Origin of the sequence: Catelliglobosispora koreensis DSM 44566 (assembly GCF_000379685.1) — a bacterium.
Taxonomy (GTDB): Bacteria; Actinomycetota; Actinomycetes; order Mycobacteriales; family Micromonosporaceae; genus Catelliglobosispora; species Catelliglobosispora koreensis.
Genome location: NZ_KB903256.1, coordinates 118,784 through 136,705 on the forward strand (window position 1 = coordinate 118,784; position 17,922 = coordinate 136,705).

General features: G+C 64.3%; 19 protein-coding genes. 9 read left to right on the forward strand and 10 right to left on the reverse strand.

Going from position 1 to position 17,922, the window contains the following annotated elements:
* The first annotated feature begins 48 nt into the window (after window positions 1-48).
* Both A3E1_RS0117390 and mgrA read left to right on the forward strand, forming a co-directional pair.
* Complete coding sequence (locus A3E1_RS0117390; RefSeq protein ID WP_020522072.1) at window positions 49-429, forward strand: FKBP-type peptidyl-prolyl cis-trans isomerase; 381 nt, start codon at window positions 49-51, stop codon at window positions 427-429.
* A 37-nt stretch (window positions 430-466) separates the two neighbouring features.
* Window positions 467-1,495, forward strand: a complete 1,029-nt coding sequence (gene mgrA, locus A3E1_RS0117395; RefSeq protein ID WP_020522073.1) for an L-glyceraldehyde 3-phosphate reductase — start codon at window positions 467-469, stop codon at window positions 1,493-1,495.
* A gap of 3 nt (window positions 1,496-1,498) precedes the next feature.
* On the opposite strand, the gene A3E1_RS40745 is transcribed toward mgrA, so the two are convergent.
* Window positions 1,499-1,945, reverse strand: a complete 447-nt coding sequence (locus A3E1_RS40745) for a rhodanese-like domain-containing protein (protein ID WP_020522074.1) — start codon at window positions 1,943-1,945, stop codon at window positions 1,499-1,501.
* 71 nt (window positions 1,946-2,016) lie between these two features.
* Between A3E1_RS40745 and A3E1_RS0117405 the strand changes: the two genes are divergently transcribed.
* Genes A3E1_RS0117405 through A3E1_RS0117415 form a run of 3 tightly spaced genes read left to right on the forward strand, consistent with a single transcriptional unit; the run spans window position 2,017 to window position 3,732 of the window.
* Window positions 2,017-2,970 carry a helix-turn-helix domain-containing protein gene (locus A3E1_RS0117405; protein ID WP_020522075.1) on the forward strand — a complete coding sequence of 318 codons (954 nt, stop codon included), beginning with the start codon at window positions 2,017-2,019 and terminating at the stop codon, window positions 2,968-2,970.
* A gap of 43 nt (window positions 2,971-3,013) precedes the next feature.
* Window positions 3,014-3,409, forward strand: a complete 396-nt coding sequence (locus A3E1_RS0117410; protein ID WP_020522076.1) for a hypothetical protein — start codon at window positions 3,014-3,016, stop codon at window positions 3,407-3,409.
* Between the two features lie 23 nt (window positions 3,410-3,432).
* A complete protein-coding gene (locus A3E1_RS0117415) occupies window positions 3,433-3,732 on the forward strand; it encodes a hypothetical protein (protein ID WP_020522077.1) in 300 nt (99 codons plus the stop codon).
* Between the two features lie 52 nt (window positions 3,733-3,784).
* Here A3E1_RS0117415 and A3E1_RS0117420 read toward each other — a convergent pair whose 3' ends face one another.
* Together A3E1_RS0117420 and A3E1_RS0117425 are read right to left on the reverse strand one after the other, a co-directional pair.
* Window positions 3,785-6,145, reverse strand: coding sequence for a glycoside hydrolase family 9 protein (locus A3E1_RS0117420; protein WP_020522078.1), 2,361 nt, complete (start codon window positions 6,143-6,145; stop codon window positions 3,785-3,787).
* 77 nt (window positions 6,146-6,222) lie between these two features.
* Entirely contained in the window at window positions 6,223-8,163 is a 1,941-nt protein-coding gene (locus A3E1_RS0117425) for a cellulase family glycosylhydrolase (RefSeq protein ID WP_020522079.1), read from the reverse strand.
* A 242-nt stretch (window positions 8,164-8,405) separates the two neighbouring features.
* On the opposite strand from A3E1_RS0117425, the gene A3E1_RS0117430 reads away from it, so the two are divergent.
* Complete coding sequence (locus tag A3E1_RS0117430; RefSeq protein WP_020522080.1) at window positions 8,406-9,053, forward strand: response regulator; 648 nt, start codon at window positions 8,406-8,408, stop codon at window positions 9,051-9,053.
* On the opposite strand, the gene A3E1_RS44845 is transcribed toward A3E1_RS0117430, so the two are convergent.
* From A3E1_RS44845 to A3E1_RS0117450, 4 genes are read right to left on the reverse strand one after another with little or no spacing between them, the layout of a single operon-like run.
* Entirely contained in the window at window positions 9,032-10,270 is a 1,239-nt protein-coding gene (locus tag A3E1_RS44845; protein WP_020522081.1) for a cellulose binding domain-containing protein, read from the reverse strand. The genes A3E1_RS0117430 and A3E1_RS44845 overlap by 22 nt on opposite strands.
* A 27-nt stretch (window positions 10,271-10,297) precedes the next feature.
* Complete coding sequence (locus A3E1_RS0117440) at window positions 10,298-10,648, reverse strand: ArsC/Spx/MgsR family protein (RefSeq protein ID WP_245571242.1); 351 nt, start codon at window positions 10,646-10,648, stop codon at window positions 10,298-10,300.
* Between the two features lie 15 nt (window positions 10,649-10,663).
* Complete coding sequence (locus tag A3E1_RS0117445; RefSeq protein WP_020522083.1) at window positions 10,664-11,752, reverse strand: ABC transporter permease; 1,089 nt, start codon at window positions 11,750-11,752, stop codon at window positions 10,664-10,666.
* Window positions 11,749-12,624 (reverse strand): ABC transporter ATP-binding protein, encoded by an 876-nt coding sequence (locus A3E1_RS0117450; protein ID WP_026208532.1) that lies wholly within the window; start codon window positions 12,622-12,624, stop codon window positions 11,749-11,751. The genes A3E1_RS0117445 and A3E1_RS0117450 overlap by 4 nt, the downstream gene beginning before the upstream one ends.
* A gap of 93 nt (window positions 12,625-12,717) precedes the next feature.
* Between A3E1_RS0117450 and A3E1_RS40755 the strand changes: the two genes are divergently transcribed.
* On the forward strand, window positions 12,718-14,214 hold the full coding sequence (locus A3E1_RS40755; RefSeq protein WP_020522085.1) for a proprotein convertase P-domain-containing protein: 1,497 nt from the start codon (window positions 12,718-12,720) through the stop codon (window positions 14,212-14,214).
* On the opposite strand, the gene A3E1_RS0117460 is transcribed toward A3E1_RS40755, so the two are convergent.
* Genes A3E1_RS0117460 through A3E1_RS0117470 form a run of 3 tightly spaced genes read right to left on the reverse strand, consistent with a single transcriptional unit; the run spans window position 14,203 to window position 16,480 of the window.
* Window positions 14,203-15,786 (reverse strand): ankyrin repeat domain-containing protein, encoded by a 1,584-nt coding sequence (locus A3E1_RS0117460; protein ID WP_157631575.1) that lies wholly within the window; start codon window positions 15,784-15,786, stop codon window positions 14,203-14,205. The two genes, A3E1_RS40755 and A3E1_RS0117460, sit on opposite strands and share 12 nt — an antisense overlap.
* 21 nt (window positions 15,787-15,807) lie before the next feature.
* Window positions 15,808-16,125, reverse strand: coding sequence for a thioredoxin (gene trxA, locus A3E1_RS40760; protein WP_040391039.1), 318 nt, complete (start codon window positions 16,123-16,125; stop codon window positions 15,808-15,810).
* Window positions 16,079-16,480, reverse strand: a complete 402-nt coding sequence (locus A3E1_RS0117470; RefSeq protein WP_020522087.1) for a MerR family transcriptional regulator — start codon at window positions 16,478-16,480, stop codon at window positions 16,079-16,081. Before A3E1_RS0117470 ends, trxA begins: the two co-directional genes overlap by 47 nt.
* A gap of 734 nt (window positions 16,481-17,214) precedes the next feature.
* Between A3E1_RS0117470 and A3E1_RS49175 the strand changes: the two genes are divergently transcribed.
* Window positions 17,215-17,547: a DUF222 domain-containing protein gene (locus A3E1_RS49175; protein ID WP_020522089.1), complete on the forward strand. Its 333-nt coding sequence runs from the start codon at window positions 17,215-17,217 to the stop codon at window positions 17,545-17,547.
* A partial coding sequence (locus tag A3E1_RS49180; protein ID WP_169454417.1) for a DUF222 domain-containing protein occupies window positions 17,454-17,922 on the forward strand: 469 nt, incomplete at its 3' end. The genes A3E1_RS49175 and A3E1_RS49180, both read left to right, overlap by 94 nt.

The following is a 17,922-nucleotide window of genomic DNA, read 5'->3' on the forward strand; positions in this document are numbered from 1 at the left end:
GACATGGTAGGGGCAGGCGAAGATCTGGCGTTACGTAGCATGGCCGTTATGACATTGAGCAAGCCTGAGATCGACTTCCCCGAGGGCCAGCCGCCGGCCGAACTGCAAATCACTGACCTCACCGTCGGTGACGGCGACGAGGCCAAGGCCGGCGACCACGTGGTCGTGCACTACGTGGGTGTGGCCTTCTCCACCGGTGAAGAGTTCGACGCGTCGTGGAACCGCAACTCACCGTTCCAGTTCCCGCTCGGCGCTGGCCGGGTCATCGGTGGCTGGGACCAGGGCGTCGCGGGGATGCGCGTGGGCGGCCGCCGCAAGCTGGTCATCCCGCCGCACCTGGGCTATGGCGCCCGCGGTGCGGGAGCCGCCATCAAGCCGAATGAGACCCTGATCTTCGTGGTTGACCTTCTGCAAGTCATCCCACGCTAATGACAAAGCCGCTCTGGCGCGGCGATAGGGTGAGGTCATGGCGTATGTCGCTAATCCGCAACGTTATGACCGCATGACCTATCGCCGCACCGGGCGCAGCGGGCTGAAACTGCCCGCGATCTCGCTTGGCCTCTGGCACAACTTCGGCAATGACCGGCCGTGGGAAACCCAGCAGGCGATCATGCGGCGAGCCTTCGACCTTGGCATCACCCATTTCGACCTGGCCAACAACTACGGCCCGCCTTACGGTTCGGCGGAAGAGAACTTCGGGCGCATGATGGCCACCGATCTCAAGCCGTACCGCGATGAACTGGTCATCGCGAGCAAGGCCGGCTACGACATGTGGCCCGGGCCCTACGGCGAGTGGGGATCGCGTAAATACCTCACCGCTTCCCTCGATCAGTCGTTGCGCCGCATGGGACTGGACTATGTGGACATCTTCTACTCGCACCGCTTCGACCCGGACACTCCGCTTGAGGAGACGATGGGAGCCCTCGACGCCGCTGTCAGGGCTGGAAAAGCGCTCTACGTAGGCATTTCTTCGTACTCGTCAGCGAAAAGCCGGGAAGCCGCCGCGATTTTGCGTCAGCTCGGCACTCCCCTGCTCATCCACCAGCCGTCGTATTCGATGATTAACAGGTGGATCGAAGCTGACCACTTGCTCGACACGCTGGAGGAAATCGGCGCCGGCTGCATCGCTTTCTCGCCGCTCGCGCAGGGCCTGCTTACCGATAGATACCTCCAGGGTGTACCAGAGGACTCGCGCATCAAGACCGGTGGTGCCCTGAGCGAATCTCAGCTGACCGCCAGCAACATGGCCAAAGTAAAGGCGCTCAACGGCATCGCCAGCAGCCGTGGGCAGTCACTCGCGCAACTGGCGCTGGCTTGGGCACTGCGCGATGAGCGCATGACGAGTCTCGTGATTGGAGCTTCGAGCGTTGCCCAGCTGGAGACGAACGTCGCCGCGCTGGACAACCTCGAGTTCACCAACGACGAGCTGGCCGAGATCGAGAAGTACGCGACCGAGGGCGACATCAACCTCTGGGCGAACTCGTCAGCTGAATAGGCTTCAGCAGAACAAGCCGAGATCGGTGATGGCAGGCTGTGCCACGCGGGCGTCCAAGGGGCGCTTACCTTCGGTCTGCCATCCCTCTCGGACCCAATATTCAAAGCCACCGATCATCTCTTTGACCTGGCGCCCGAGCGCGGCGATCTTCATCGCCCCTTTGGTCGAGCCGTTGCACGCCGGCCCCCAGCAGTAGGTGACGAGCAGCTTGTCCTCGGGAAACTCGGCTAGCCACTCAGCGGTGATCCCGGTCTCGGGCACGTTCACAGCGCCGGGCAGGTGCGACTTGGTGTAGTGGCCCTTGGCCCGGGTGTCGATGAGCACGAAGTCAACCTCGCCGGCCTTCATGGCATAGGCCACGTCAGCGGGGTCGACCTCGAAAGACAGCTTCCCCACGAAGTGCTTGTAGGCGTCGATGGCTGGCGCGGCGGGGATTTCCGTAAGACTCATGCTGTTCAGTTTGGCCGGGTCCCTTCGCGGGCGACACTGGCGCGCACGACTTCTATCGTTAAGATTGCGCCATGCTGATCTCGAAGCCGCACCGCGTGGCCGTGCTCGCCTACGAAGGCATGGCACCGTTCGAATTCGGTGTGGTGGTTGAGGTTTTCGGCTTGCCACGACCAGAGCTGGACGTGCCGTCGTGGTACACCCTCGATGTCTGCTCGGAAACGCCGGGCAAGCCGATGGCCGCGATGGGCGGGTTCAGCTTGACCGCCGCTCACGGACTTGATGTGCTCGCGGCGGCTGACACAGTGATCATCCCGGGTGCTCCCGTGCAGGGTTCGCCGTCGCCGTCGCTCGTGTCTGCCCTGCGGTCAGTGCGAGGGCGGCTGGTCTCGATCTGTTCCGGGGCGTTCAGTCTCGCCGGAGCCGGGCTGCTCGATGGGCGCAAAGTCACTACACACTGGCGTTACGCGGCACTGCTCGCTTCGCGATACCCGGCCGTCCAGGTCGACCCAACCGTCCTCTATGTCGCCGACGGCGATGTCGTCACGGGCGCCGGAAGTGCTGCCGGCATTGATGTTTGCCTGCACCTCGTGCGCAGTGACCACGGTGCCCGCATCGCGAATATCGTCGCCAGGCGGATGGTGATCCCGCCACACCGCGAGGGCGGCCAAGCCCAGTTCATCGAAACCCCTGTCGTAGCACCGGATTCCGGCGACCCGATCGGCGAGAGCATGCGGTGGGCACGCCAGCGGCTGGCCTCCCCGCTCACCTTGACGGACATGGCGAAAGCGGCGCACATGGCCCCGCGCACCTATCAGCGCCGCTTCACCGCCCGCCTCGGGGTGCCGCCGATCCGCTGGCTCATCTCACAGCGCATCGCGGCCAGTCTCCCGATGCTTGAGTCCCCTGAGCTTCCCGTGGAACGGATCGCGACCGCGGTCGGCTTCGAATCTCCCGTGACTTACCGTCATCACTTCACCCGCGCCATGCGCACTTCTCCTTCCGGCTATCGACGCGCTTTCAGCTGACTTCGCCGGTTTAAGCCGTGCATGGAAAGGGAAGGGACCATGAGTGGAAAGCTTCCCCTTCCGGTTCAGCCGGTTCGCCGCGCGAACCCTCCCGCTTTTCGGCATCCGGCAACGCACGAGCGCGGTGGTCATCGACAATGGCGAGCTCCTCGCGAGGTTCGGGCGCGTGCGCGTCGCGACAACGCTGGACAATGTCCTCGACGCTCAGGTGACCGGTCCCTACTCCTGGCTCAAAGCCCTTGGCGTGCGCGTCTCCATGGCCGATCGGGGGCTTACCTTCGGCTCCAACAACCAGGCCGGGGTCTGCCTGCGGTTTCACCGGCCGGTCGAAGGTGTCATGAAACGCTTCGGACTGCGGCACCCGGGGCTGACCGTTACCGTCGCCGATCCAGACGCCCTTGTCAGGTGCATCGAAGCCCTGCGCCCCTCCCGCAAGTAACGCCGCGGGGCTATTGTGCGCTCGTGGCTTCCTTCAATGTCCGGCGTGGGCTGGCCGGTTTGCTCCTCGGCCTCGGCGGGCACGCCCTCGCGTTTCTAGCCGCCTTCATCTCCGCACGCGTCGTTGAACCGTCGGAAGGCGGCGGATTCGAAGACATCGCCGCCGTCGCCCTGACCTTCCTGACTGTCGAGGCGCTCCATGCGCTGGCGTCGGTGATCGGCGGCATCATCCTGATCGTGAAGGGCCGCCGCGAAACCGGTTATGGCCTGCTCCTCGGCTGGTTCATTGGCTTGATGGCCTACGTCATAGCCATCCGGGCGTGATATTGGGGGAGCCACAGGCATGCGTACCGTGACTCCCCCGCACCCACCGCGGTTACCTGACTGTGCAGCTAACCACCGTGATTCCCCCACTCACGGCACCGTTGGCCACGAAGCCGAACGCCGTGCTGCCCCCTGGTGACAACACTCCGTTGTAGGGCGCGTTGGTAACGGTGCTGCCACTGAGCACACCGTTCCACAGGTTGGTGATAGACCGTCCACTTGCGACGTTCAGTGTCACCGTCCAGCCGGTCGTGGCCACGGTTCCGTTGTTGGTCACGGTCACCTCGCCCTGGAACCCGCCACCCCAAGTGCCGGTGGTGCGGTAGACCGCGGTGCAGCCCGATCCCCCTGAGCCGGGCCGGGTGCGGATCGTGACAGTGCTGGACGGTCCGCTCACGTTGCCGGCCGCGTCTCGGGCCCGGACCGTGTAACTGTAAGCGGTATCGGCGCTTAGCCCGGTGTCGGTGAACGTGGTCCCGCTGGGCGTCCCCCTGAGCGTCGTGCCCTGGTACACGTCGTATCCCGTCACGCCAACGTTATCGGTGGACGGGCTCCACGTCAGCGTCACCGTGCTCGTCGTGCTTTCCCCGCCGACGTTAGCCGGGACAGAGGGAGCGATGGTGTCGTTTTGCGGCGGTGCCCCGAGGTCGGCGCTCGTCCGCGAGAGATAGGTCGCGACCCACGCTAGCGGCGCGTTCCAGTTGATGGTGTTTTCCTTGGAACCCCACGCCTCCGGGGCCGTGTTCTTAGCGGCATAGGACTTCGCGGCGGGCCGTCCGGTCGGTGTCGCCGGATCGTTGATGAGCTCATTGTTCGGACCGCCTGACAGCCAGCCCTTCGGGTAGGCGATGCCCGGGTACTTCCCCCAGGCCCAGCGGTCGTGCAGATCGGTCTCATAGAACTCGCCATAACCGGTGACATAGGACAGCCGCATGGCGTTGTTGCCCATGAGGTAGTCCATCGCGCGGTTCATTCCCTTGAGGTACTTGAGATCCTGGCTCGCGTCATAGGCCACGCCGAGCACAAGCATCCGGTTGGTGATGGAGGAGTTGGATCCCCATGGGTAGGGGCTCGCACCACTGAGCGGCACCGGGTAGCCCTCGCCGTTCATCGTGGAAAGAACCATATCGGCGAAGGCACGCGCGTTCGCACGCATCTGCGTCACGTCGGCGGCAGGCAGGTCATTGCTCACGCTGAGCAAAGACAGCGTCCCTGTCGCGGCCACTTCGCCCCAGTAAAACTCGCCGATCTCGCGGTAGTGCGGTGAACCCGTTACCGCCGAACGGAATCCGCTCACGGCCCCGTCGGAGCGGCCGAGCGCCGTCAAGTAGAGCTCGGCCGCCGCTGCGTAGCGATCATCGCTGTTCTTGCTGTCGCCGTAGTCACCGCCACCTTCGGCGTCTGTCCCGTTCGGATAGTCGACGTTGGGCTGTGCTTCGGCGCGCGTCCAGGCGTCCTTGGCGACGTTCCACAGTTGGGTCGCCTTGGCCGCGTCATAGGCGGCGAGCACCCGGGCCAGCTGGGCGTTGGTCCGGGCTACGGCATAGGTCGCGTTGGTCGAGGGCGGCATCGCCGAACGCGCGAGTCCGTTCTCCTGATCCACGGACGTCAGCGGGAAAGCGCTCCAGGCGTGGTTGTGCACCTTGTGCGAAGCCAGTCCCGTGCTCGGCAGCAGACCGGACATCCAGCGCGAGCCGAACTCGACCTCGTCGAGCAAATCGGGCCGTCCATTGCCGCTCTCCGGCACCCGCAACGACCCGTCCGGGTACGCGCTGGGATAGCGCTCGTAGAGATTCAGTAGCGTCCACGCGGACACGGCGTGGTTGACCGCGTAGATGCCGAAGTCACCGGCGTCCGCCCACGAGTAGCGGACGTTGAGCCGTTGACTGCCGCACCACGCGTTGTAGCACGGGACCGACTCGTCACCCGGGTGCAAGGCAGCATGGCCGTGTGCGGAGTTCTGCAGATACTGGCCGTCAACGGCGGTGCCCATGCGGTGGAAGTAGAAGTACTGCAACGCTTCCTTGCCGAGATCCGGGTACAGCGCGGTGCCCGAGACGGTGAACGGGACGCTCTGGCCCACGCCGTCCACCCACAACACATAGCTGCCTATCGCCGTGACAGCACTGAAATCCGCCTTGTGCACATAATCCCCGGAAGCCTGATCGTTTCCATGGACTGTCGTGTTGCCACTGGCGACGGCGGCACCACCGGCCGCGGGACGCAGTTGCCAAGCGCGGGAAGTCGTTGCTGTGCTGACGATCGTCGCGATTTTGTCGGCTTTCGCCAAGTACCCGATCTGGTTGACCCGGACCGGGCTGGTGTCGTTGTCGGCGATCGCCGTCGTCTGCGGGGCGACGGCGAAGGCGGCGGCTAACAAGCTTGCGGCGAGGACATGACGCAGCTTGAACATATTGCTCCCTAGAAGTCGTGAAGGGGCGGCCGGTGAGCTGAGGCTGAAGCTCACCGGCCGCCGGATACGGGCGGCGGCTATCGAGCCGTGCAGCTGACGACTGTCACCCCGCCGTTAGCGTCCCCGCTGGCGACGAAGCCGAAGGCTGTGCTGCCAGCCGGGGCGATGACGCCGTTATGCGGGGCGTTGGTCACGGTGCTGCCGCTCAACGTTGCATTCCAGAGGTTGACGATGCTGCGGCCACTGGCGATCGAAAGCACGACCGTCCACCCAGCGGTGGCGCTGGTGCCGGTGTTGGCCACGGAAACCTCGGCCTGGAATCCGCCTTGCCAGTTGCCAGTCGTGCGATACGTCGCCGTGCAGCCGTTTCCGCCGCCGCCACCGGATTGCGTTGTGCCGGTGACAGAAGCTGACGCGTTCGAGACGTTCCCAGCCGCGTCCCGTGCGCGAACCGTGTAGCTGTAGGCGGTAGCGGCGGTCAGCCCAGTGTCGGTATAGGACGCTCCGGTGGGCGAACCGACCTTCTGCGTGCCGCGGTAAACGTCGTAGCCCGCGACACCAACGTTGTCGGTCGACGGCGTCCACGACAGGCTGATCGTGCTCGACGTTGTGCCCGTAACGGCCAGACCTGAAGGTGTCGAAGGCGGTGTCGTGTCCGGGCCCGTGTCGCCATAACGCTCGGCGAGACTGATGCCGGTCGTGCTGCCCGCACCGCCCAAGCGCACCTGGTGGTCGAGGCTGACGAACTTGCCGCCGTACTGCCAAAGCGCTGGCTTGAGCAGGTTGTACTTCTGCTCATCCCAGGTGCGCCAGTCATCGAGCAGCAAGCCTCCGGTGTCGCCGGAGTTCGGGTTGAGCACCCAGAACGTTTGGTGCAGACCGTTTTCCACGATCAGGTCACGCAGTGCCGTCATCCAGCGGTCCTGCCGGACGTCCTGCCCGAGCCGGCCGCCCCACTCTCCAATGAGGAGCGGAGCCGTGCCGTTTTCGTGGATGTAGAGCCAGTTCGGCCGCCACACATCGGTGGTCAGGCTAGCCTTGTCGAACGGCTTCTGGAACCACGGCTGGTCGAAGACCAGCGGGCCGTAGTCGTGCGGGGAGTACACCAGCTGATCCTGATTCGCGCCCAGGTTGACCGGGAAGTCGCGCACCCCGCGCAGGTTGCCGCCCCACCAGTTGTAGAAGTAGTTCGGTGACAGATCAGGATCTGTGTTAGGTGAACTCCAAGTCTCCCCGGGACGGGGGTAGACCTCGATCCCTTCACACAGCACCAGAACGTTCGGGTTGATGGCGAGGATCCGCCGGCCCGCCGTCTCACAGGCGTACTTGAAGTTGTCCTGATCGGAACTGTTGTCCCACTTGGCACGTGGCGGCTGGTTCGGCGTGCCGTGGGGCTCGTTCTTGACGTCCATCGCCACGATGGTGTCGTTGTTCTTGTAGCGGTCGGTCACCCATTCCCACGCCTGGTAGAACTGCTCAGTCGTGATCGAGCCCTTCCACCACACCGGATGGATGTGCCCGGAGTTGTCGGCCTCGGCGCTGTGCACGTCGAGCATCACCTTGATGCCGAACTGTTCACACAGCTGCAGCCAGTAGTCGAAGATCTGCAAGTTGTTCTTGCCCAGGAGTTCTGGGTTGGCATAGGTGTTCACGTTGGGGTTCGCGACGGTCTGCCCGGCTTTCCATTCCAGCAAAAGCTGCGTGGACACCGGCACCCGCACGATGTTTATCCCCCGGTCGGCCATGGCCTTGGTGATCTGGGTGATGTTCCCGGACCACAAGCCATGGAAGACTCGCTCAGAAGCGTTGTAGCCGAACCAGTTGGTGCCGGTCAGCCAGACCTGGTTGTTCGCTTCGTCAACGATCTTGTTGCCGCTGACATGCAGCCAGTCCTTGGCAGGCGGAGCGGCCTGCGCGACCGGCGCGGTGAGGACGGCCACGCCAGCCGCTGCGGCGAGGGCGGCGGTCACGGTCGCCAAAGCGGCCGGCCAGCGCCATCGGCCTTTCAGTAGTGCCATGGGGTGCAACCTTCCGGGAGCGGGGAACTATCGGCGCGGCGGGCACCGCGCCAGGAGGCGATCCTGCGCCAGCGAGTGACAGCGGGAGCGCTCCCATGAGCCGGAGCCTAGGGCGGCCGTTAATCCCTCCGCAACACATCGACCACAGACAGGGGTCTTTGTCCCGGAAAAGACGGGACAATACGGGCCAGTGTCCCGGTTGGACTCGGGACAACGTCCAAAGTGGGTTACCTTCTGACGCCATGAGGGACGCCAGGGACGCCACCCTTCCCGAGCCGGTCACCGCCCTCGTCGCCGATGACAACGCGGTCGTCCGGGCGGTGCTGCGCGACATGCTGCATCCAGGCACGGGTATTCGCGTGATCGCCGAAGCTGGCGATGGGCAGCAAGCACTCCACGCGGCCGCCCAGCTCAAGCCCGACGTGGTGTTGCTCGATCAGCGTATGCCGTTGCGCAACGGGCTTTCGGCCATCGCGGCGATCAGCCAGCACAGCAAAGTGCTCATGCTGACCCGCATCAGCGATGACGAGCTAGTCGTCGATGCCGTGCGCGCGGGTGCCGTGGGATTCCTCGTTCATGGCCAGTTCACACCCGCTGAGCTGGTGCAGGCGATTCATGCCGTGGCCGGCGGGGAGGCACACCTGTCGCCGAGCGCGGCCCGGGCCCTCATGGCAGCCGTGCGCGAACGCAATGCCCCAGACCCGCACGGACTGTCGCCGCGGGAGCGGCAAATCATGGAACTCATGGTCGCCGGGGAACCGAACCACCGCATCTCGTCCCGGCTCGGCATCGCCGAGAAAACGGTCCGCAATCAGGTCAGCCAGATCTACCGCAAACTCAACGTGCGCAACAGGGCTCAGGCTGTCCTCTACTGGATGCAGCGCCGCTGATTGAGCAAGAACTCACTGGGCACGGGGTTGACCGACTTCCACGTGCCTTGCATACCAAAGGAAATCGTGCCGCCAGCCGGGATCACCGTTTTACGCCCGCCGTCGGAAACAGTGATGGTCTTCCCGTTCTGCCCGGCGGTCGCATCCCAGACGGACAGCAGTTTCTGGTTGGGATCAAACGTGAACACCAGCGTCCAGCCGTTAACCGGTTTGCTGTCAAGGTTCGTGATCGTGAGGTCAGCGGTAAAGCCGTTGTCCCACTGTTCCCGGATGGTGTAACCAACGCGGCACCGTCCATTGACGACAGTCTCGCGGCTCGGCTTGGTCTGCGCCACTGAGGGCGATGGTGACACCGACGGCGATGCTGAGACCGAAGGCAGGGCTGACGGCGACGTGGACCCGGGCGGTGGCTGCATAGCCGGCTTGCCCGCCGGTTCGCCCCAGAGCGCCAGCAGCACGGCGATGGCGGTCAGCACCGCGGCCGAGGCGGCAAGCATCCGCGCGGGATGACCGGCTGGCGCGACGTGGCCGGGAAACGTTGCCATGACAGCGGTTCCCCCGCCAGGGCGCGACTTCACTTCCAGTTTGCCGCCAGCGAGCCGGGCCCGTTCTGCCATGCCCAGCAATCCATAGCGGCCAGGCGGCGGCTGCCCGGCGACTCCTCGCCCATCATCGGTTACGGATAAGGCGACGTCCTTACCTTGTGCCAGCGAAACACTGACCCGTTGCGCTTCAGCGTGAACCGCTATGTTGCGCAACGCTTCCCGCACGATTTCCACTAGATCTGGTACCAAATCAGGATGCACCCCCACCCCCGGCGCCACCGTGAGCTCCACCGGGACACCGGTCGCCACGGTCCACTCGTGACAGGCGGCGTTGAGCAGCTCTTCCAGCGGAGCGTCAGCGGGCCGGGCACGCAAGCCGTCGATGATGGCACGGGCATCGCGAGCGGCCATCAGGCTGCCTTCGTGCAGCGAATGCGCGAGCCGGGCGGCCCGGTCGGGCGCGTCCAAAGTGGAGGGAAGCGCCGCGGCACCTAGCGCCAGCGCGTCGAGCGTCTTGCTGAGAGAGTCGTGCATTTCCCGCGCCAGTCTGGCCCGCTCTGCCTTAGCTGCCGTGCTCCTGGTCTCCCAGCGCGACTGCCGCACCCATTGCCGCCCAGCTAGAAGGGCGGCCACGAGCGCGGCAGTCACCAAGAGCGCGATGGCCACGAGCACGACGAAAGTATGGGTGGCAACCCTTGCCTAGGGGAAGAGCCGCTCCAGAGCCTCAGGCGTGCGAGCCACGATCGCCGAGCCATCGTCACGGATGATGATCGGCCGCTGGATGAGCACGGGATGGTCGGCCATCGTGTCGATCCAGTCCTGCCGCGTGGACACGTCACGCGCCCACGCGGCCAGTCCCAGCGTTTCGGCCACCGGCTCACCCAGGCGGCAGATGTCCCACGGTTCGGCCTTGAGGCGGTCCAGCACGTCAGCAAGCTCAGCAGGCGTGGGCGGATCGTCAAGGTACCGCCGCAACGTCACTGGAATGCCAAGTCCCGCAAGGGTCTCCCGGGCTGCCGCGCACTTCGAGCAGTCCGGGTTGTTCCACATCTGCACGCCAGCCACCTACTTGAAGAGCTGTGCCAGCTTGAGCCGGGCTCCTGTGCGCAGCACCGCCCGCTGGTAGATCCGGGCACCCAGCATCATCACACCAATGGTCGCCACGACCATGACCACGATCGACACCAGTATTTGCCACAGCGGTACGTCGGTCGCGGCGAAACGCACCGGCATCGCCATCGCCGAGAACGGCGGCAGCATCGAAAACACTTGCGCCACTGTGCTTTCCGGCTTTGTCGCGACGAAGAACGACAGCAGGTAGGTGATGATGAGCGTCATCGTCATGGGAGACAGCACACCGTTGAGGTCTTCCTGCCGCGACACCAGCGACCCAAACGCCGCTGCCAGTGCCGCGAAGAACGCGCTGCCAAGCAGGAACCACAGGAACGTGTTGGCCACGATGCCGCCGATGCCGGAGGGGAGACTGCCGATCTCGCCAGCGGCGGCCGAGGCGCCAAGGCCGGCTGCCGCGATCACGAGCAGGTTGACGAACCCGAGCACGACCAGCCCGACGATCTTTCCACCGAGTAGTTGCCACGGTTTCACCGACGCCAGCAGGATCTCGACGATGCGGCTGCTCTTTTCCTCCACGATGCCGATCGCCACGTACATCGCGGTGAACATGATGAGCATGAACAGCAGGATGACGAGCAGGTTCGCCAGCGCCACCCGGGCACCGTCAGGCGCTTCCTTGCCGGCGATCGTGCTGACATTCAGCGGGTCGAGCGTCACTCCGGCCGAGGTCAGCTGAGCTTGCTGATAGGCCTGGCGCATCAGGTATTCCAGGTCGGTGTCGACCGAGCCGTCGCCGACGAGCGTCTGTCCATCGAGGAGCATCGCATCGACCTCGCCGGCGCGCAGCGCCTCTTCGGCCGCGGCACTGGTGTCGAACTTCTTGTACGTGACATCGGGTCCAGCAGCCAGCTCCTGGCCCACGACACCGACGGTGAAGCTCGAGTCGCCGTCGTCGAAGAAGCTCGGCAGGAACGCCAGCGCTGCCACCAGAAGCGCACTGGCCACCAGGCTGATGACAAAACTCTTGGTCCGCCCGCGCACTTTGATTTCGCGTGCGGCGACTAGGAAGAACTCTTTCACGCGACCACTTCCCGGAAGATCTCGGCGAGCGACGGCTGCAGCCAGCCGAACTGTTCCACGCGTCCAGCCTGCAGCGCAGACCGCAGCACCGCCTGGTCGTCAGCCGTGACGGTGATGAGGGTCTGCACATCGGCGTCGGTGGTGAAGTCGCCGTCGAACCCTTGCGCCCAGCCGTTTTCGGCTCCCCGCACGACTACTTTGAGTTTGCGTTCAGCCTGAGCACGCAGCTGCGTGACCGGTCCACTCGTGACCATCTGCCCGGCCGAGATGATGCTGACCGAGTCGCAGATGCGTTCCACAAGCTCCAGCTGATGGCTGGAGAACAGCACCGCGACGCCTTCGGCGGCACGCGCCTGCAGCACCTCTACGAGCGAGTCGACCGCGATCGGGTCGAGTCCCGAGAACGGCTCGTCGAGTACCAGCGCCACCGGGTCGGCGACGAGCGCGACCGCGAGTTGGACGCGCTGCTGATTACCCAGCGACAGTGCCTCGACTGCTGTGTTCTCTTTGCCCTCAAGGCTCAGCTGTCCCACGAGGCGGCTCACCGCCGCTGCCGCGTCGCTGGCCGAAAGTCCGCGCAGCCGTGCGAAGTAAGTGATTTGCTCGGCGACCTTCATCTTCGGGTAGAGCCCGCGTTCCTCTGGCATATACCCGAGACGGCGGCGCTGCTGCAGATTCAGCGGCGCGCCGTTCCAGCTCGACGTCCCTAAGTCAGGGGTGAGCAAACCCATGATGATGCGCATCGTCGTGGTCTTGCCTGCCCCATTGGCACCGACAAAACCCATTATCTCCCCAGGTGCGACCTTCAGGCTTACGCCTGACAGTGCCACCTTCTCCCCAAAAGCTTTATGCAGATCCTTTGCCTCTAACACCGCTAGACCCTATCTCAGTGATCTCCGCCGAGTTGCGGCACCCGCAGCGCACCTTTAGCGTATTCCCATATTTCTATATAGGGAGGTTCCGCAATGCGTTCGCTCAATGCGCTCCTCGCCGCCATGCTGGTCAGCTTTGGGAGTGTTTCGGTCACTAGCCAGCCCGAAGCACCCGCCGCCGCACCTCAGCCACAGGCGACCCGTGTTGGTGAGGAAAAGCTGCTCAGCCTGCGTCTGCAGGGCGACACGGACAAGCAGGTCGTCCATGAGCCCTCGGCGACGTACGTCAAGGTTCACTTCAGCGTCTTCGACCTAGCGCCAGGCGCCTACGTGACCGTGTCCAACCCCGCTGGCACCGAAGTCCATACGTACCACGGGATTCGTACCAAGGGCGACGCCGACCGCACACTGCACGGCCGTCAGGGCTGGGCCGCCATGTCGATCGACGGCGACACCGCCATCGTTACTCGCCACGGCAAGGGCACCGTCCAGATCGACAGTTACTGGCGCGGTTACACCCAGGCCGAAGTCGTGGCCAACAACCCCGGCCTGTTCAGCGTCTGTGGCACCGACGCGCGCCGGGACGTGGTTTGCTACCAGAGCAGCCACCCCACCGAGTTCACTCGCTCAAATGCCGTGGCCAAGCTGCTCATCGGCGGCGGTGGCGCGTGCACGACGTGGCGGGTCGGCAATACCAACCGCATGCTCACCAACAAGCACTGCTTCTCGACGCAGTCACAGGTGCAGTCAAGTGAGATGCAGTTCAACTACCAGTGCGCGACCTGTGGCGGCAACAACCCCGGTGCCGGCACGAAGGTCAGCGGCTCAACCCTGCTCAAGGTCAGCACCGGTGGCTCCGGCGAGCTGGACTACACGCTGTATTCCGTGAACAACTTCGCCGCGATCCAGGGCTTCGGCACGCTGTTCCTGGAGACCAGGGCACCGGTCAATGGTGAGCGCATCTACATCCCGGGTCACGGCGACGCCACGCCAAAGCGTCTGTCCATCTACGAGGACATGCAAGGCGGCGGCCTGTGCACCGTGCGCAACGCGGCCATCAACTCGTGGAACATGTCGTATTCATGTGACACCTCGGGCGGAAACTCGGGTTCGCCGGTGCTTTCCGCGGCACACAAAGTGATCGCGCTGCACCACCTTGGCGGCTGCCCGAACAACCAAGGCGCCCGGATGCACCTGATCTACAACGAGATCAAAGACCTCATTGACAATGGGGGTACGACGCCACCCGGCCCGCGCTTCGAAAACGCCAACAACGTCACCATCGCCGATCTGTCCACTGTGGAGTCATCGGTCACCGTCTCCGGTGTCGCTGGCAACGCCCCCGCGACTCTTAAGGTCGACGTGGACATCAAGCACACGTACATCGGTGACCTCGTCGTCTCGCTGATCGCCCCGGACGGCAGTGCCTACGTGCTGCACAACCGCACCGGCGGCAGCGCCGACAACCTGATCACCAACTACACCGTCAACGCCTCCAGCGAGGTCGCCAACGGTGTGTGGAAACTGCGGGTCCAGGACGCGGCTAGCGCTGACGTCGGCTACATCGACCTGTGGGCTCTAACGTTCTAGGAGCCTAAGCACCTCTGATCTGGTGGCGTTTTCCCGCCTGTGGCGCAGAAGTTCGGCGGGACGGTGACCATTGCCGTCCCGCCGGTTGCGGTCAGCACCCGCGTTCAATAAGGCCTCGACCAGCTCCGGGATTTGCTTGTACGCCATGTGATGCAATGGCGTCTGCCCGCTGGCGTCGGTGTCATCGAGGCTCAGGCCGTATTCGAGCAGCTTTGGCAATGCCACCTCGTGGTCGAGATAGTGCACATAGAACAGCAGCGTTCTGCCGTTGCTGTCACGCAGATGGCGGAGATAACCACTGTCCAAAATGGATAACAGCTCCGCGGTATAGCCGTGCTTCGCCATGTCAAAGAACCGCGTCCGCCGCGCACGCAACTCCCGCGGCAGCCAGCCGCGGCCCTGTTTCCAAGCTTGATGTGCTTGTGCGCACCGGCATGGCGTTCCGCCGAGACTGCCGATAGCCAGCTCGCGCCGCAATTCGTCTGGCGTGTGCTCGATCTCGAGCTCGTCGGGCCCGATCGCGACCGTACGCCACTCGCGTCCACACCGGACCCGCACCTTTGTTTCTTCCTTCGCGGCCGGTTCCGCTGCCGGGAAGAAAGCTTGGCGCATCAACGGGTGCATGTCCGCCAGGTTCATCCGTCCTTTCCACACCAGCGGCAGATCCGGATAGATGGACCAGACCTGCTGCGTGATCCGGATCGTCTCCCCCGACGCTTTACCCTGCTGCAAGCCTTGCAGATGGCCACGCTTGTCCTCGTAAACCTCCATGCCCCACGTGTACTGCGAGCCGATGAGCACGCGAGCGTCATATCGCTTGAGGACACGGCGAATCTCGGCCGCCAATCCGGGGAGGTTGACCGGCATCAGACTCAGGTGACGCAGCATGTCTTGCGGCGTCCATCGTGACAAGTGCGGATCGGGCTCCGGCAGTGTCAGCCCGGCGAGCGCCCAGCCCTCGCCGAATCGCTCTTCCGCTAGCAGCCGCAGCAGCGCCTCTGCCCGCTCCGGCGCGTTCGCCGATTGAGGGTCGTGCGCGAAGTTGCTGGCGCGCAACGGTTTCCCGTCCTCAGTGAAGCCCGGCATCCGCGTGGCATCGCCGCCGTAGGCAGCCCGTGCCTGCGTCACGTCCCCGGCATACCAGAGATAACTGGGCAGATCCGTCCACGCGCGATTGGCCAGATGCGCTCTCGTGGTCACCCTCACCGTCATCCGCTGCTTGTCCGCGGGTTCCGCTACCAGGAACAGCCGGTCCCCGATCGGACCGTCAAGCCTGCTGAGCACCAGCAACCCGTTCGCCAGCCGTGGTTCCCCGCCGTATTCCCGCGGCGCATGCCAGCGCAGCAGATCGGGAGCCAGCCCACGCAAGTCATCCTCGATACGCCGCGCCCCTTCTATGCCGTGTCTCGAGGCGACATCACGCAGATCGATGTCGACGTCGACATGCGCTGCGGCGCAAGCACTTTTCCAGTCACCGGACAGGCGCAGCCGCGTACACTCGCTGATCATTGAAGCCGGAACCGCGGCCCGGCGGATGCGGGTCCACCCGATCCAATGGTTACGCCCATACACGCAGGGAGCATACCTTCGCGATCAAGCGATATGAGCGCTCAGCATCTCGCGCAGGTAGGACTTCGGCCGCGACCCTACCGACCTGGCCACCACTTCGCCCTGCTGGAACACAAATAGCGTGGGCAAGGACAGGACGCTGTATTTTCGGGCTATAGCAGGGTTGTCGTCGGCGTTAATCTTGGCGAAGACGATTTGCTCACCAAATTCAGGAGCAAGATCTTCGAGGGTACGGGATACCGCTTTGCAAGGTGGGCACCATTCAGCCCAGAAGTCCGTCAAAACGGGCCGCTCGCTATTGAGCACCAGCTCCTGAAACGTCCCGTCCGTCACCGTGATCATGTCGTCTCCCGATCGCGTTATCTAGCTGTGTTTTCAGCTGTTCCCTGACTTGCGTCAGCTGGCTGACGATGGCGTCCACTTCAGCGAGCCTGCGCCGCAACGCCAGCACCGAATCCGGGCACACCGCCGAGCACTCGTTGCCCGCACGCAAACACTCCACAAACGGCCGGGTGTCCTGCAGCCCAAACCCAATCGCCAGCAGCGCCCTGATCTCCCCCACGACCCGCAGTTCGCTCTCGTCATAAACCCGGTACCCGTTAGCGGACCGTCTCGCCCGCACCAGCCCGTTCGCCTCGTAATACCGCAACGTGCGCGTGCTCGTCCCCGCCCGCTCCGCCAGCTCCCCAATCAGCACCCCGGCCTCCTTCGCCCGCGCCGCCCGCTTTCCGCAACGCTAAACCTTGCCACCGATGTCAACGCCACCCCTGAGACGCGCAGCACACAGTTTTCTCCTTCCCGCCCCGCCTCCCTTGCGCCGCCCGCACCTTTGCCCCCGCCCGCCTTCCCGCTCCGTCTTCCCTGGCTTTCGTTCGCCCCACTCCTCCTTTCGCTACTCGCTTACACCTCTGCACATTGCCGCCCGCACCTTTCCCTGCTGCGCCCATCGGGCCCGGTGCTCGCCACGAGCCAACCTCACCAATGCGGTCAGCGTCATTGCACGGAGAATCAAAGGCGCATAACTGTCCTGTTTGGATTGTCACTACAAGGGAATCTGAGACAGATTGAGCGGCAAGATCTGTTGTGGGGCAAGGGTTTGGTGTTGCTGATATCCGCAATCTGGGGCGGCCTGTTTCTGTCAGACCCGGCTCGTAGGGTTGGGTTTGTGAGGCAGCGGGGTGTTCTAGCGGGACGGGCAGTATTTGCCTTGTCCGACANNGAACTCGCNTCCGCGGCAGTCGATATCCGTGACAGCATCCGGGTCCTGCAAGCCGAACTGATCACGGTGGCCGCCGAGCAGGCTGGGCGTAACGTTCCCTACCAGCAGGGCTATGCGTCAGTTCCGGCATGGCTGAACGCCACCCACCGCGTCGGGGTCAACGCCGCGGCGAAGATGGCCAACTGATCAAACTCCTGCCCACTGTTCCCGCTGTGGCTGAAGCCTTCGCCGCCGGAGAGCTTTCCGAGGCGCAAGCGGCCGAGATCGCACAGGCGGCCGACACCGTTCCCGCATTTGTGCGCGAAGAAGCAGCAGCCGTCCTGCTCGGCCAGGCGGCATCGTTGAAACCGGAAGAGCTGCGTATCGCAGGCCGGCGGATCCTGCGTCACGTCGACCCCGACAAGGCCGAGGAACACGAACGCAAACAGATAGAACGCGAAGACCGCCAAGCGTGGGAAGCACGCGCGCGTTCACCGTCAGCGCCGATGGCACCGGCCGCTACCAGCTATCCGGCTACACCACCGGCGAAGGCGCCGCCATATTGAAAGCCGCCCTCGACCCCCTATGCAACCCAGCCCGGTCCAAACCGTCGCCCTTAGACACCTGCAACACCAGTCCCGCGCCCACCGCATGCCAATGCACCACCGGCGCCAGCGGCCGGGCATGCAGCAACCGGTGCAGCGAAAGCGACGACGTTGACAGCACAGTGCGTGATATGGCCGGGCAGCCGCTACCACAAGCATTCCGCGACCCACGCACACCAGCACAACGCCGCCACGACGCCCTGCTAGAACTGATAGACCTCGCGCTCAAAACAGACGACCTACCCGCCAACAGCGGAACCAAAACACAAATCGTCATCACCGCACCCTACGACGTCACCGCACAGAAAGTTCAGGACGCGACGCTGGATACCGGCG